This window comes from Streptomyces sp. NPDC005866 (assembly GCF_040629895.1).
GTDB lineage: Bacteria > Actinomycetota > Actinomycetes > Streptomycetales > Streptomycetaceae > Streptomyces.
Window position 1 is genome coordinate 56,079 of record NZ_JBEXWP010000038.1, and the last position, 14,385, is coordinate 70,463.

Annotated in this window: 11 protein-coding genes; 7 read left to right on the forward strand and 4 right to left on the reverse strand. The window is 74.2% G+C overall.

The genetic code is table 11. From position 1 onward, the window contains the following. Window positions 1–3 precede the first annotated feature (3 nt). Complete coding sequence (locus ABZ396_RS37595) at window positions 4–1,491, reverse strand: hypothetical protein (RefSeq protein WP_358926898.1); 1,488 nt, start codon at window positions 1,489–1,491, stop codon at window positions 4–6. A gap of 179 nt (window positions 1,492–1,670) precedes the next feature. Here ABZ396_RS37595 and ABZ396_RS37600 point away from each other — a divergent pair, with 179 nt between their 5' ends. Continuing rightward, a complete protein-coding gene (locus ABZ396_RS37600; protein WP_358926889.1) occupies window positions 1,671–2,462 on the forward strand; it encodes a hypothetical protein in 792 nt (263 codons plus the stop codon). A gap of 350 nt (window positions 2,463–2,812) precedes the next feature. Here ABZ396_RS37600 and ABZ396_RS37605 read toward each other — a convergent pair whose 3' ends face one another. Beyond that, window positions 2,813–3,133: a trypco2 family protein gene (locus ABZ396_RS37605; RefSeq protein ID WP_358926890.1), complete on the reverse strand. Its 321-nt coding sequence runs from the start codon at window positions 3,131–3,133 to the stop codon at window positions 2,813–2,815. Between the two features lie 91 nt (window positions 3,134–3,224). Between ABZ396_RS37605 and ABZ396_RS37610 the strand changes: the two genes are divergently transcribed. The 5 genes from ABZ396_RS37610 to ABZ396_RS37630 all read left to right on the forward strand — a co-directional run bounded on the left by ABZ396_RS37610 (window position 3,225) and on the right by ABZ396_RS37630 (window position 10,661). Continuing rightward, window positions 3,225–4,547 (forward strand): serine protease, encoded by a 1,323-nt coding sequence (locus tag ABZ396_RS37610; RefSeq protein WP_358926891.1) that lies wholly within the window; start codon window positions 3,225–3,227, stop codon window positions 4,545–4,547. A 43-nt stretch (window positions 4,548–4,590) separates the two neighbouring features. Next, on the forward strand, window positions 4,591–6,921 hold the full coding sequence (locus ABZ396_RS37615) for a tetratricopeptide repeat protein (protein ID WP_358926892.1): 2,331 nt from the start codon (window positions 4,591–4,593) through the stop codon (window positions 6,919–6,921). A 79-nt stretch (window positions 6,922–7,000) separates the two neighbouring features. After that, complete coding sequence (locus ABZ396_RS37620; protein ID WP_358926893.1) at window positions 7,001–8,389, forward strand: hypothetical protein; 1,389 nt, start codon at window positions 7,001–7,003, stop codon at window positions 8,387–8,389. Continuing rightward, complete coding sequence (locus ABZ396_RS37625; RefSeq protein ID WP_359186860.1) at window positions 8,386–9,408, forward strand: hypothetical protein; 1,023 nt, start codon at window positions 8,386–8,388, stop codon at window positions 9,406–9,408. The genes ABZ396_RS37620 and ABZ396_RS37625 overlap by 4 nt, the downstream gene beginning before the upstream one ends. After that, the gene (locus ABZ396_RS37630; RefSeq protein WP_358926895.1) at window positions 9,405–10,661 is read left to right on the forward strand and encodes a carbohydrate ABC transporter substrate-binding protein; all 1,257 of its coding nucleotides are present in this window, start codon (window positions 9,405–9,407) and stop codon (window positions 10,659–10,661) included. Before ABZ396_RS37625 ends, ABZ396_RS37630 begins: the two co-directional genes overlap by 4 nt. Window positions 10,662–10,871: 210 nt before the next feature. Here the strand turns inward: ABZ396_RS37630 and ABZ396_RS37635 are convergent, their stop codons facing one another. Then, window positions 10,872–12,833 (reverse strand): BTAD domain-containing putative transcriptional regulator, encoded by a 1,962-nt coding sequence (locus tag ABZ396_RS37635; RefSeq protein WP_358926899.1) that lies wholly within the window; start codon window positions 12,831–12,833, stop codon window positions 10,872–10,874. A 61-nt stretch (window positions 12,834–12,894) separates the two neighbouring features. Between ABZ396_RS37635 and ABZ396_RS37640 the strand changes: the two genes are divergently transcribed. After that, complete coding sequence (locus tag ABZ396_RS37640) at window positions 12,895–13,767, forward strand: alpha/beta hydrolase (RefSeq protein WP_358926896.1); 873 nt, start codon at window positions 12,895–12,897, stop codon at window positions 13,765–13,767. A 72-nt stretch (window positions 13,768–13,839) separates the two neighbouring features. On the opposite strand, the gene ABZ396_RS37645 is transcribed toward ABZ396_RS37640, so the two are convergent. Then, window positions 13,840–14,265 (reverse strand): DUF6299 family protein, encoded by a 426-nt coding sequence (locus tag ABZ396_RS37645; protein WP_358926897.1) that lies wholly within the window; start codon window positions 14,263–14,265, stop codon window positions 13,840–13,842. Between the last annotated feature and the right edge of the window lie 120 nt (window positions 14,266–14,385).

Below are 14,385 nucleotides of genomic sequence, written 5' to 3' on the forward strand. Positions count from 1 at the left end.
CGGTCACCTCCCCCGCCGCGCGGAGGGAGCCACGTACGCCTGGAGCACTCCGACCCGTTCCACGGGCCAGGTGCGGGCGTAGGCGGGCGCCCGTCCGCCCGGCGCGGAGAGGACGGCGACGGGTATCCGGTGGGCGGCCCGAGTGAGTGCGGCCGCGGTGGTGCTGGTGTCGTGGCCCGCCGTCTGGGCGGAGCCGCAGCCGGTGTAGAACGCGACCGGGACGGCATCGTAGCCACTGAGCAGGCACGGAGTCCGCACCCCGAGGGAGTGGAGGGCGGCGGCGGTGCGGGACCAGTCGGCGTGGGCGGCGGCGGTGCGGTGCACCGTGCGCTCCAGGACCACGTACTGCACGGCCAGGTGGCCCGCAAGGCCGACCCCCACCAGACTCACGGCGACGGCGCGCGCGGTCCTGCCGGCCGGGGCTGAGACCAGGTGCACGAGTCCGTGGGCGACGGGCAGGGCCAACAACGCGTAGGCGGGCAGCAGGAAGCGGGGGGCCGCGTAGCCGATGAGGAACAGGTACGGCACGGCGGCCGTGACGGCGCAGGCCGACGGGAGCAGGACGGGCAGCGCGCGCCGGGCGCGGACGGCGGCCACCGTGCCGAGGGCGGCGAGGAGCGGCAGCGCGAACCACCACAGGGTCACCCCGGGGCTGGGGACCGGTCCGGTGCAGGGCCGGCACAGCGTGCGCCCGCCGAGGCTGCGCAGTTGGTCGAGGACGGCGAAGTGCCAGCCGAGGCCGCCCTGGATGCGGGAGGCGTCGGAGAGGCGCTGCGCGAGGCCGCCGTAGCCGACGTATGCCTCGATCACCCACTCGCCGGCGCCCGCCAGCAGTCCGGCGACCAGCACGGCGAGGAGTCGCCGGCGGCGCAGGGAGAGGGCGAGCAGGGGCAGCACGACGTAGACCGCGTCCATCGGACGCATCCACGCCATCAGCGCCGCCCCCGCGAACACGCCCCACCAGGCCGCCCGGTCCCGGGTGTTCGCACGGGCGCGCAGGAAGCAGCCGACGCAGGCCAGGGCGCCCATCGCGACCCAGTAGTTGGGCATGGCCTGGGGACCGTAGAACAGCGTCACCCACAGTGAGGCGAACAGGGCACCCGCCAGCGCCAGGACATGCGGCATGACGTGGGCGCGCCAGACGCGCAGGGCGAAGTAGAGAGCCAGACCCGAGAGGACGGCCAGGTAGATCCTGAGGAGGGCGGTGGAGTCGGACCACGATGTGATGGGAGCGACGAGGAGCGGGACGCCCCGGGCCCGGGGCGCGCTGAAGAAGGCGGCGGGGACGTGGCCGCTGACCTGGCTGACGTAGACCGTCTCGTCCCAGCCGAGACCGAGACCGGGCCGTACTAGGATGAGCTGGGCCAGCGTGAAGAGGGCCGCGGCCCCCACGAGCCAGGGCTCGCCCCGGGCCCACCGAGCCCGGACCGCCAGGGGCGGGAGACCGAGGCGGCGGGCACCGGCCGTGGTGACGTTCGAACCGTCGGACATCATGCACCTCTCGACGTCGTACGCCACGAGATCAACTTCCCCCCTACAGGTCGTAGGGCCGCCGCCCAACCCTACATCCTGTAGGGTTAAGAAGGAGGGAGAAGGGCACCTCCGCAGGTGAGGGACGCCCGCGCATCCGTTCAGGCTGCTTTCAGGCTCCGAGTGCCATCGTGCGGATCATGACCGCAGAGCACGTCCTCGACGACCGTCCACTCGCCCCCGTACGCCGGATGGCGAACAAGGTGCCGGAAGTGACCGTCTACTTCTGGATCATCAAGGTGCTGACCACCGGCATGGGCGAGACGGCGTCGGACTTCCTGGCCCACCTGCTCGGCCCGGTACCGGCGGTCGCGCTCGGCGGCCTCGCCCTGGCGGCCTCCCTGGCCGTCCAGTTCGCTCTTCGCCGGTACGTGGCCTGGGCCTACTGGACCGCCGTCGTCATGGTCAGCGTGTTCGGCACCATGGCCGCCGACGTCCTGCATGTCGGCCTCGGCGTGCCCTACACCATGTCCACACCGTTCTTCCTCGTCGCGCTGGCCGCGGTCTTCGCCCTCTGGTACGCGAGTGAGCGGACGCTGTCCATCCACGGCATCCGCACCCGCCGCCGCGAAGTGTTCTACTGGGCGGCCGTCCTCGCCACCTTCGCCCTCGGCACCGCCGCCGGCGACCTCACCGCCACCGCCGGCCTCGGCTACTTCGGCTCGGCGGTCCTCTTCGCCGCCGCCATCTGCGTGCCCGCCCTGGCCCACCGCTTCGGCACCCTGAACGCGGTGACCGCCTTCTGGACGGCGTACGTCATCACCCGCCCCCTCGGCGCCTCCCTCGCCGACTGGTTGGCGCTCGGCCACGCCCGCGGTGGCCTGGGCCTCGGGCTAGGACCGGTCACCCTCGTGTGGACGGTCGCGATCGTCGGCTTCGTGGGCTACCTCGCTGTGTCACAGCGCGACACCAGCGCCCCCGCCGCGGCCTGAGCGGCAGCCGCGGCAGGTCACCGGCCCCGCTGGTCTCGTCAGGGACAGCCGGCCGACGGGTGCCGCCGCCCGTGAGCCCCCTAGGGGGTGTCGTCTGGATCAGGCCGGCAGTGAGGAACAGTGCCTCTTGACCGAGCCGAGCGGGGTCTGGTGCGTGCAGCTGCAAGGCGGAGGAGGCATGGACAATCAGCCGCTGCCGCGGCGGGCGACGCGGTGGGGGCACCCCCGGCCGAAGGCCGGGGGACGTCGGCGAGTGACGACAACGCCTCCGGGGGCACCCCCTCTGGGGGAGTGCGTGCCACGGCCCGCGACGCCGGAATGATCCAGACGACACCCCCTGGCCCCATGAGCTAACCCCGTGAGAGGGACCCGTCGTCGTCGCGGCTCACCTCGTGGTGGCGGCCGTCGGGGCGGGGCAGCGGCTTGAGGTCGACCTGGATGCGGTGTGTGGAGTCATGGCTCACCGAACCGCCCAGCCGGGCCTCGACCACGCCCAGACGCAACCCCGCACCGCCCTCGCCGGCCCGGTGGAACTGCACCGAGAACTCCAGGCTGACCTGCTCCACGCTGAACCGCCAGTCGCTCTCGGCGCCCTCGGCCTGGGCCCGGGCCAGCTCCGCGCGTACCGTGCCGATGGCCTCCGCCAGACCGATCGGTTCCGGATCCCCCATGGCAACTCACCGCCGAATTCCGTTGATTGACCGATCCAACCTGGTCACAAGTCTAGGGACGCACCCTGCCCCGCGCGTAGTGTGAGACAACATGGGGGAACTGCGTGCGGACTGGAGACTCAGGCTGCGACGCGAGGACGCGCACGGTCCCATCTGCGGGGCCGGTGTACTCGTCGACCAGCACACGGCGCTGACCTGTGCACACGTGGTGCGTGACCCGGACGCCGTGATGTGGCTGGAGTTCGCCGAGAACGGCGCGCTGGAGCCGGTCGCCGCACGGGTCATGGCGGACGGCTGGCTCCGGAATGGCGAACACGGCGTGGACGTCGCCGTGTTACGGCTCGACAGCCCGCGCCCGCAGGCGCGTCCCGCTCCGCTGGACACCGGGCTCAGCGCCGGTATGGAGGTGTACGCGACCGGGTACGCGAAGGGCTTCGACGACGGCATGAGCCTGTGGGGCCGCATCGGCGGCGCCAGCGGCGAGCGGGTGCAGCTCGACGCCGTCACCAAGGCTGAGGTGGTGCGTGCCGGGTTCAGCGGCGCCGCCGTGTGCACCCGGCCGCGGGAGGGCCGCCCCGCCCGGGTGGTCGGCCTCGTCGCCAGCTGGCGCGGTGACATGGGCGAGCTGCTGCCCGAGAACAACCGGCTCGCCTTCTCCTATCTGGTCCCCGTCGGCCGCATCGCCGAACTCTCGCCGGTGGTGAAGGAGTTGAGCGGCCCGGACGCATGGGACCACGGCTTCGAGGAGCGGCTGAGCCGGTGGTGCGACGATCCGGACGAGGACCCGGTGAAGATCACCGTGGTGCCCTCGGGCAGCGGCAAGGACCGCTCGCTGCGCCATCTCCTGCACCGCGCCGACGTCGTCCATCGCGGCGGCGACAGCAGACCGCACCTCGCCGACCACGCCCTGGGGCGGATCTCCTTCCCGGTCGGCGAGTATCTGGCGTACTGGGACTGGCTGCTCGGCACCAGGCCCCAGCCGCCGCAGGCAGCCGACGTGACACCCGTCCGGCCCGTCACCGTGGTCGTCGACGGCCTCGACGAGGAGCCCCGGCCCGGTCCCCTGCTGGAACTCCTCACCCGGCTGCGGGTGCTGGGATTCCGGTTGCTGCTCGTCTTCCGCCAGGAGGGCGGCACCGGCTGGAACACGGCCCGCGACGACCTCCTGCGGCCCGCGCTGCTCGGCCACGCGGACGCGCTGCTCGGCCGTCTGGAACTCGCCGAGTTCGGCAACGCGATCCGCCGCGACGTCGTCGACAGCGCCTCCCTCGACTCCGTCACCGAGACGGCCGACCTGCGCCGGGCCGAGCTCCGCCGGATCGGCGCGTTACCGGACCCGCAGCAGCAGCTCACCGGGCTGCGCGCGCTGCTCAGGACCCTGCGCGCCGACCTGGACCGCCAGGGACGCCGGTGATGCGGGGAGCCCGGACCGGGCCGGAGAGGGGGACGGCAGGAGGATGACCAACTGCCCGCACCGGAACTTCGACGGATCCCGCTGCGTGGGCGTCGTACTGCCCACCGGCTGGTGCGACCAGTGCGGTCGCGCGGACCGGGGCCCCGGACTGCCCGCCCTGCCCGGGGACCCGCGGGACGTCGGCCCCCGGGACCTCCTCGCGCTCCCCGAGCGCGCGCCGCGCCCCGCCGAGGCACGCCTCATCCGTGCTCGGTCGCCGCTGCGCATCCGGATGGGCTGCTCGGCCGCCGACTGCGGCATCACCTTCGCCCCGCCCTACACCGAGGGCCCGGTGCCCCTCACGGGGTACTGCCCGGCCTGTGGCGAGCGGTACTCGTACGAACCCGAACTCACCGAGGGCGAGTTGCTGCGCGACCAGTACCGGATCATGGGGCCCATTGCGCACGGCGGCCAGGGCTGGGTCTACCTCGCCGAGGACACCCATCTCGGGGACGTCGTCGCCGTCAAGGGTCTGCTCAACCGGTACGAGCACGACGGCGCCCGGCTCGCCGACGTCGAGCGCCGCAACCTGGTCGCGATGCGCCACCCCCGTATCGTCCAGATCCGCGACTTCGTCGCCCGCGGCGACGGCACGGGTGAGATCACCGGTGGCTACATCGTCATGGACGACGTCGGCGACGGCACCCTGGAGAAGGTCGTCGAGGAGACCCGGCGGGGCGAGTCCGTCCTCGACATCGAGGACGTGGCAGCGTACGGCTGCCAGATCCTCGAAGCCCTGGTGCATCTGCACGCCGGCGGCGAACGGGTCTTCGTCTACGGGGACATGAAGCCCTCGAACGTCGTCCACCACGGGGACGGCGTCAAGGTCATCGACCTCGGCGGCATGCGCGAGGAGGGCCAGAGCCGGCCGCCCGCCCATGTCACCAGCGACTACATGGCGCCCGAGACCGCGTTCTCGGGCCTGCCCACCGTCGCCCACGATCTGCACACCGTCGGCGTCACCCTGCGGGAACTCGCACACTGGGCCGTCGACGAGGTGCCCGGCCTCGGCGCCGGCTCCTTCTGGCAGGTCGTCGAGCGCGCCGTGCGGACCGACCCCGGCCTGCGCTTCGCCGACGCCCGCGAGATGGCCGGCCAGCTGCGGGGCGCGCTGCGGGAGATCCGGGCCCTGCGCGGCAAGAGCGATCCGCCCGAGCCGTCCGACTACTTCCGTCCGTCCCCGCAGCTGCTCGGCGCCCGGCTCGGCACGGTGCCGGGCATCGAGCACTGGCTGGAACGGCCCCGCCGTGACCGGTACGAGCCGCCCGCGGCCCCGGCTCTCGACCTCGGCGCCCCCACGCCCACCGAGATCGCCGGCTGTCTGCCGGTGCCGCGACGCTATCCGGGCGACCCGCAGACCGCGCGGTTCGAGGTGAGCAGCGGTTACGACCCCGGGCTGCTCCTCGACCAGGAGGACGAGAAGCCGGCCTCGGTGGAGATATGTCTGCACAACGTGCGGGTCCTGCTGGGCCGGAACACCAGGGACGACCTGGAGCTGGCCCAGGCGGAGCTCGACACCGCCGACTCCATCCCCGGGCCGTCGGCGGTGCGCCGGTGGCGGCTGGAGTGGCACCGCGCCCTGCTCGCGCTGCGCAGCGCCGGTCTCCACGACAACCCCCAGCAGGTCGCCGAGGCCCGGGCCCACTTCATGCGGGTCCACCTCGAACTGCCCGGCGAGTACGCCCCGAAACTGGCCGTCGCCTACTGCGGGGAGCGGCTCGGCGACAACGGCACCGGGCCCACCGCCAGGGCACTGTACGAGGCGGTGTTCGCCCGCAACCCCGCGCACGGCGGCGCCGCCCTGGGCCTGGCCAGGCTCGCGCTGCGCGCGGGCGACCGGCGGGCGGCCCTCGACGTCCTCGGCCGGGTCGGTCCCGGCACCCTGGATCACACCGTGGCCCGGATCGCGTCCCTGCGTATCCGCGCGGCCCGGCTGCCCGGGGACGCCGGTCCGCCGCCGAAGAACTTCGATCCGCTGCCCGCGCCCGCCGAGGTCGACGCGGCGCTGGCCGAACTGCCCGGCCTGGTGGGCCGTGGACCGGGCGCCGGCGAGCCGAGCCTGTCCGAGGACGAGGCGCTGCGGCTGAGGACCGAGCTGCACGAATGGAAGCTGGACGCGCTGCACCACCAGAGCGACCGGTCCGGCGCTCCGGGCGCGGGTGCCGGCCGGCTCGACGCCCGCCGGCTCCGACGCCTGACGGCGCCGGAGCGCGAGCAGCGCAGGCGGCTGGAGTCGCTCTACCGGCAACTGGCCGCCCGGCACCGGGAGTCGGCCGCCGCCCATGAACACCTCGTGGATCTCCTGCACGCGGTACGGCCGCAGACCCGGATCTGACCGAACGGCACGACGGAACCGAACGGCACCGGGGACGCGGTGCGCACGGCGACGAAGGGAAGGAGCGGTGAGGCAGGACATGAGCAGCCACACCCGGGCACCGCAGCCGGGCATCCGACTGCACGTCGACCTCGACGGCGAGCTGCGCCCGCATCGCAGCGCGAAGATCGAGGCCCATCTGCGGGTCGACGTGGCCGCCGACGGCGCCCCCACCGACCTGCCCGCCGTCGAACTCGCCGTGATCATCGCGGTGGACGTCGCCGAGCCCAACCGGGCGGCCGTACGGCACGCCCTGCCCGCCGCGCTGGGCGCCCTGCCCGACCGGATCTCGTTCGCCGTGCTCGGCAGCGGCCCCGAGCCGGTCCGGTGCTACCCGCGCGGCGACGACGAGTGGGCCGTCGCCGACCAGAACCAGCGACGCCGGGCCGCCTTCGCCGCAGGGTCGCTGCCACTGCACCGGGACGGTCCGCGTCCCGCCGGGTACGCCCCCTGGGCGGCCGGGGCGCGCGCCCTGCTCGCCGGCCGCCCGCTGTCCGTCCGGCATCTGGTGCTGATCACCGACGGCAGCAGCGCCGCCGGCGAGACCCGTCTGGAGGAGGAACTGGCGGCCTGTGCCGGCCGGTTCACCTGTGATGTGTTCGCGGTGGGCGCCGACTGGTCCCCCGATCCGCTGCTGGCCCTCGCCGAACGGCTGCACGGCACCGCCCAGTTCGTGGACGAGGGACTCGGCCGGGCCGTCACGGACGCCATCGCGCGACTGCGCCGGGTGCACACGCCCCAGCTGCCGATCGAGGTGACCCTGCGGCCCTCCGTGCGGCAGGTCTCGCTCAGCGAGAGGGCGCCCCGGCCGCACCGCCTCGTCGGACTGCCCCGGACCGGCCGGTCCCACTGCTGGAGCTTCCCCACCCACCAGTGGGAGCAGGGCAGCCGTGACTACCTTCTCACGCTGGTCGCGGGCGCCGACGACGATCCGCTGGAGACCGAGCTGCAGTTCGCCATGGTCTCCATCGGCGACGTCCACGCGTCCGTCGTCGCCCGCTGGCACCTCCCCGGGCAGTTGCCGCCGCCCGTCCCGGCGGGCGGCGGCAGTGTGCGCAGTCTCCACGCCACCGCCCGGATGCGCGGTGCGCTGCGCGAGGGGCTCACCGCGCTTCAGGAGCACCTGCCCGACACCGCCCAGGAGTGCCTGGGGCAGGCGGCCCAGCTGGCCGCGCGGTTCGGCACGGACTGGGTGCTGGACGAGATCCGTACGGTCGCCGACATCGAGGACGCTCCCGCGGGGCGGATCCGGCTGCGCGCCGTCGACGCCGGCACCCTCGGACCGATGATCCTGCGGGCCGGCTCCCGTCCCGGCGAGCCCGTCGCCGACGCCGTCGACGCGCCGCCGGGCCCGCGCTGCGGCAACTGCCTCAGCCGGGCCGGGAGCGAGGCCCGTTACTGCATCGCCTGCGGGGGGAAGCTGCTGTGACGACCGTACGGACGGACTTCTCACGGCGGTACTCCCCCGCCGCGTTCTGGCGCGGGCGGCTGGGCCGCCGCCGGACCCGCCGGCTGCTGGAGACGCATCTGCTGGTGCTGCTCGTGTGTGCGGCCGTGGCCTCGACCGCCTTGTTCTTCTCCTACCGGCAGACCCAGCGCGGTGCCGCGGCCCTCGCCGCCCGCGAGGCGCCGGCCGTGCAGGGGCTCGCCGCCACCCGGCTGGCGGCGCTACGGGCCGACCAGGAGGCCCACGACCTGGTCAGGACCCACCTCGTCGACGTCGCGGGCTCGGGCGAGACCTACCGGTCCCAGCTCTCCGCCGCCGACCAGGGCCTGTCCCGGATCGCCGACCGCACGGACCAGGACCTCGGCACGGTCAACGGTCTGCTCGCCACCTACGGCAACTCGCTCAACCTCGGTACGTCCATGTACCGCGACCAGCCGCTGATGCGGGAGCAGAAACTCGACGAGGCGGACCGGCTGCTCAACCGCGCCAAGGTCGGGCTCGCGCCCCGCCTCGACGAACTGCAGCAGGCCCAGCTGCGGCACGCCGAGGCCGCGGCCACCGAGGGGTGGTGGCAGCGGGCCGGGTGGTGGCTCGCCGAACTCGCCCTGGCCGCGCTGGCGCTGACCCTGCTCTCGGCGCTGTTCGTGCTGCGCGACCGGTGCGGCCGCGACTGGAACCCGTATCTGCTCGCGGCCTTCGTCCTCACCGTGCTGCTCGCGGTGTTCCCGCTGATGACGACGTCCGCCACCGAGCACCGCCTGGACGGGGCGCTCGGGGATCTCCGGCGGATCACCGAGGTGTCCCGGCGGACCGGTCCGGGGCCGGCCGCGGCGCAGCAGAGCGTCGCGCAGAGGTCGGAGGAGGTCCGGCAGGAACTCTCCGACGGCGGCTGGACCGACCGGATGTACCGGGGCACCGTCGTCGGCGGCCTGCTGGTCGTCGTCCTGCCCGCGCTGGGCCTCGGTCTCCGGCTCGACAGCGACTACTGGAGGCGGCGGTGACCCGGCGGTTCAAGGTGCTGGTCGTACTCGTGGTCATGCTGCTGATCGCGGCCGGCGGGCTGGTGGTGGCCTGGGCACAGCGCGACGAAGGGGAGCCGGTGACCATCCTCGGGACCTGGACCGGGAAACAGGCGGAACAGTTCGAGGCCGTGTTACGGGGCTTCGGCATCCCCTTCCGCTACCAGGGCACCGCTGCCCAGCGCGAGGTGCTGCTCTCCAAGGTGCAGTCGGGAGAGCCCCCGGACATCGTGATCATGCCCGGCATCGGTGAACTCGCCGAGTACGCCGGCCAGAACCGTCTCAAACCGCTGAACAAGCTCTACGACCCACAGCAGTACGGCGCCCCCTGGAACGCGACCGGCACGGCCTCCTCGTCCGTGTACTGGGTTCCGGTCAAGGCCGACCTGAAGAGCATCGTCTGGTTCCGCCAGGGCGACAGGCCCGACAACTCGCCTGCGCCGCTGCGCAGCTGGTGCATCGGCATGGGCGACGACGGCGCCTCCGGCTGGCCCGGCACCGACTGGATCGAGGACCTCGTGCTGCAACGGGCGGGCCCGGCCGTCTACGAGCAGTGGGCGCTGGGCACCGGCGCCACGCAGTGGTGGCGCAGCGATGCCGTGCGCTCCGCCTGGGAGGCCTGGGCCGGTCTGCTAGGGCAGGACCGGACCAGAGCCAGGCACGCCCTGCTCACCGACCATCGCGGGGACCCGAAGAGCGACGGGCTGCTGTTCGACGGCTGGGGCGGATGCGGTCTGGAGCACCAGGGTTCTTTCGCGCGCTCCTTCTACAAGACCGAGGCACCGCACGCGGACCTGATGGACTCCGCTCCGCTGCTGCCCGACGGCGGCCCGGTCCGGGCGCACGAGGTCACCGGGGACTTCGCGGCGCTGTTCAGCGACGGTCCCCGGGCCAGTGAGCTGATCCGGCGGCTCGCTTCCAAGGAGGGCCAGCAGGCGTGGGCCGCCTCGGCGGACTTCTTCTCGGCGAACCGGCAGGTGACCCCGCAGAACCACCCGGTGGAACGCGAGATCGCGGCACGGCTCCGCGAGGGCCCGCGCTGCCTGGACGCCTCGGACGTCATGGCACCCGCCGTACGGGACGCCTTCTACGAGGCCGTCCTGCAGACCATCGCCAGGGTCGCGGCCGGCCGGGACCCCGGCATCGCGGGCCTGCTGCGGGACGTTCAGCGGGTGCAGGACGTGCAGGGCACCCCCAGCGGAGCGGCGCCACGGACGGTGTGCAGCCCGCGGTGAGCGACCGGCCGCCGGCACGGCACCGGAAGGAACTCGCCGTCCAGGACCTGTCCGGCGGGATCATGCCGCGGACGCGGGGTGTGGCCGCACTCCCCCAGACGCAACGGCTGATTGTCCACGCCTCCTCGCCTTGCAGCCGCACGCCCCACACGCCGCCCAGCGCCGACGAGTCACCGCTGACTTCCTGCGACTTGATCCGCCGGACAGGCCCTAGCGGAGGGCCGCCCCGATCGCCGTCAGCCAGGTGTCGACCGGCCCGGCCGTCAGCAACCCGCTGCCCGCGCCGGCGAGTTGGCCGGCGGCCGGGCGCAGCCGGTCCTGGCAGCGGCGCAGGGCGGGGCGGTCGCCGAGCTCCAGGGCGACGGCCGCCACGACACACCACAGCGCCTCCTGCACGAGGTCGGCAGGAGGCTCGGGCAGCCCGCGCAGCGCATCGCGGGCCGCCCCTTCGCCGTCGGCGGCGAGGGCGAGCCCCGGACGGATCCAGGGGAGATACGGCCCCCAGTCGGCGGCCGGGTCGAGGGCCGCGCGGATGCCGTACGGCCGCCCGGACAGCCGGAGACAGAGCAGCGCGAGGGGAAGCAGTCCGGCGCGCACTCCGGGCATGCCCGGCCCGTCCAGAAGGCGGTCGACCTCGCGGTAGGCGGCCTCGGCGCGGCCGGGATGCCCGGTCGCGGCCAGGCGTAGCGCGCGGTACCCGTCCGTGAACACACGGACCAGCGGCAGTTCATGGCGGTCGGCCAGCCGGTCGGCCGCCTCGGCGTGCGCGTCGGCGGTGGTGAGGTCGGCGAGGCCCGCGCGGGCCTGCACCCGGATCAGGCGGCCGAGCACCTCGTAGGTGACCAGGCCGTGCCGGGTGGCCAGGGCGAGCAGTTCGGTGCCGATGGTGTCGCGGCGCGGGGCGAGGCCGGCCCGGGTGCAGGACTGCATGAAGACGCCGTTGAGCGTGAAGGCGAGCACCGCCGGATCGTCCAGGCGGCGGGCCAGGCGTTCCGCCTCGGCGGCGGCCTCGGAAGCACGGGCCGATCGGCTGCCGCGTGACTCCAGGGCGACCGTGGCGAGCAGCCGGCAGCGGGACGCGTCCTGGGCCGGGGTCGCGGGCAGCCGGGCCAGTGCGCGTTCGGCGGCCTCGACGACCCGGCGGGCGCCCTCCGGGTCGTCGGAGCGGGTCCAGATCGCCGGGACGTCATAGGCGCCGATGACCCGTGCGGTCAGTTCCGGGTCGCCGGACTCCTCGGCGGCGGTGATCGCCGCGAGGCGGTGTTCGCGAGCGGCGGCCAGTCCGCCGGAGCCGGTCACCGCGAGGGTGCGCAGCAGGCCGACGGTCGATTCGAGCCGGGCCCGGGCGCCTGCGGCGACGGTACGGTCGTACGCCTCGGCCGCGCGGGACCACACCCAGGCCGCCGCGGCCTCCCGCTCCGCGTCCAGGGCGGGGTCCTGCGCGAGGATGCCGGCCTCCAGCCGGCGCAGCGCCGGGCCGGGGTCGATCCCCAGTTGGTCGGCGAGGATCGCACGGGCCCGGCGCAGCACCGCGAGGGCGTCGCCCTGGCGGCCGGTCCGGTAGAGGGCGAGCGCCAGCAGCCGCCAGCCCTCCTCGCGCCACGGGTGCCCGGTGAGGTGGGCGTCCAGATCGGGCACTGCCTCGGCCGGCCGGCCCCCGGCGAGCAGTGCCTCGGCCCGCTGCTCCACGGCCCGCAGCCGCAGCTCCGCCAGCCGGGCCCGCTCGCCCGCGCACCACTCCTCGCCGGTGAACTCGGCGTAGGCCGGCCCCCGCCAGAGCTCCAGCGCCTCGCGGAGCCCTTGAGCGGCCTGCGCGGGCTCCTCCTGTGCGGCGGTTTCCACGGCCGTCTCGAACCGCCAGGCGTCCACCGCTTCCGCGCGCAGGGCGTAGCCGGGGCCGTCGGTGACGAGCAGCCGGGCCGGGGTGCGCGGCGGGCGGCCGGGTTCGAGGGCGCGGCGCAGATCGCCGACGAAGGTGCGGACGGCGCCGACGGCGGTGGGCGGCGGCTCGTCCCAGAGGTCGGCGACCAGGCGGGCCACCGGCACGACCCGTCTGCGGGCCACGATCAGCCGGGCCAGTACGGCGCGGTGCCGTGGGCCCTTCAGAGCGAGCGGGACACCGGCGCGCTCGGCCGTCACGGGTCCGAGCACCCCGAAGGCGACCTGGTCCATCCTCACGCGTCCCACGGTAGGTGCTGATCGGCTGCTGATCCGCGGGCGGGAGCCTCGGCACATGAACATCCCCGGTTTCACAACACACCGTGTCCCGGTCGCGGACGGCGTCCGCCTGCACGCGTCCGTCGGCGGCACGGGCAGCCCGGTCGTCCTGCTGCACGGCTTTCCGCAGACCCATCTGATGTGGCGGCATGTGGCCGCCGGCCTCGCGTCCGACCACACCGTGATCTGTCCCGACCTGCGCGGCTACGGCGCCAGTGACAAGCCGGCCGACGCGGACGGGATGTCGTACGCGAAGCGGACCATGGCCGCCGACGTCGTGGCGCTGGCCCGGGCCCTGGGCCACGAGAGCTTCGCGCTGGTTGGGCACGACCGGGGCGCGCTGGTCGCCTTCCGGGCGGGCCTGGACCACCCGGACACCATCACGCATCTGGCCCTACTGGACGTACTGCCCACACCGGACATGTGGGAGGTGCTGCACGGCACCACGGCGGCCGTGGCCTTCCACCTCTATCTGATGGCCCAACCGCCGGGACTGCCCGAGCAGTTGATCGGCGCCGCCCCGGACCTCTTCTTCGGTCACTTCCTCGACCTGTGGGCGCGCGACCCCTCGGCGATCCCCGCCGACGTCCGCACCGCCTATCTCGCGGCCTGCCGGGCGGCGGTGCCCTCGATTGTGGCCGACTACCGGGCCTCGGCCGGCATCGACACCGAGCACGACCTTGCCGACCGGGCCGCCGGGAACGTGCTGGGCATGCCGGTGACCGTGCTCCAGCAGGACTGGGGCGCCGCCCTCGGCTACGACGCGGCCGCGCTGTGGCGGGCCTGGGCGCCGGATCTGGAGCACCGCACGGTGAGCTGTGGGCACTTCATGGCGGAGGAGGCGCCGGCCGAGATCACCTCGGCGCTGCGGAAGCTGCTGACCCGGTGATCCGTGCGCGAAAGGACGGTGCGGAGCGGCGGCCCGGCACCGCCGGGGTGCCGGGCCGCCCGGGCACGCGCCTCAGCCGTCGGTGAGGGTGATGTCCTGCTGCCGGGTGGCGTGGAAGGACGGCAGCGGCAGGCCGCCCGCGGGGCGCAGCTCCATGATCGTGGCCTCGACATGGGCCGCACCGGCCTCCAGCTTCTCCGAGGTCACCTTGCCGGTGTTCTGCCAGCGGTGTTCCGCGCCGTCGCACACGGCCCGGGTGCCGCCGATGCCGTGGCGGTAGTTCGGCGAGCCCTGGCTGACCGACGAGCTGATGAACACGGGTCCCGTGGAACCGGTGCAGGTGTAGGTGCCGGAGAGGGTGACCGTGCCGTCGGAGGCGAGACGGCCGGTCGGGGCGACGGTGACGGACTCGTAGGGGCCGGCGGTCGCGGGGGCGACGGCCGCGCAGAGCAGGGCGGCGGAAACGAGGGCCGCGGCGAGGACGTGGCGTAGGGGCATGACATCCTTCCCGGATCGTGGGGTGGGGCTAGGGCCTGTTGCGAAAGTCCCGCCTGCCCCGCGACGCCCGGCACGCACTCTCGCCGCACCGGGCACAAACCCAAGTACGTCCAGTACGAG

Coding starts and splice junctions, on each gene's coding strand:
- ABZ396_RS37595 (WP_358926898.1), bottom strand. CDS start 1,491: ATGTCCGACGGTTCGAACGTCACCACGGCCGGTGCCCGCCGCCTCGGT.
- ABZ396_RS37600 (WP_358926889.1), top strand. CDS start 1,671: ATGACCGCAGAGCACGTCCTCGACGACCGTCCACTCGCCCCCGTACGC.
- ABZ396_RS37605 (WP_358926890.1), bottom strand. CDS start 3,133: ATGGGGGATCCGGAACCGATCGGTCTGGCGGAGGCCATCGGCACGGTA.
- ABZ396_RS37610 (WP_358926891.1), top strand. CDS start 3,225: ATGGGGGAACTGCGTGCGGACTGGAGACTCAGGCTGCGACGCGAGGAC.
- ABZ396_RS37615 (WP_358926892.1), top strand. CDS start 4,591: ATGACCAACTGCCCGCACCGGAACTTCGACGGATCCCGCTGCGTGGGC.
- ABZ396_RS37620 (WP_358926893.1), top strand. CDS start 7,001: ATGAGCAGCCACACCCGGGCACCGCAGCCGGGCATCCGACTGCACGTC.
- ABZ396_RS37635 (WP_358926899.1), bottom strand. CDS start 12,833: ATGGACCAGGTCGCCTTCGGGGTGCTCGGACCCGTGACGGCCGAGCGC.
- ABZ396_RS37640 (WP_358926896.1), top strand. CDS start 12,895: ATGAACATCCCCGGTTTCACAACACACCGTGTCCCGGTCGCGGACGGC.
- ABZ396_RS37645 (WP_358926897.1), bottom strand. CDS start 14,265: ATGCCCCTACGCCACGTCCTCGCCGCGGCCCTCGTTTCCGCCGCCCTG.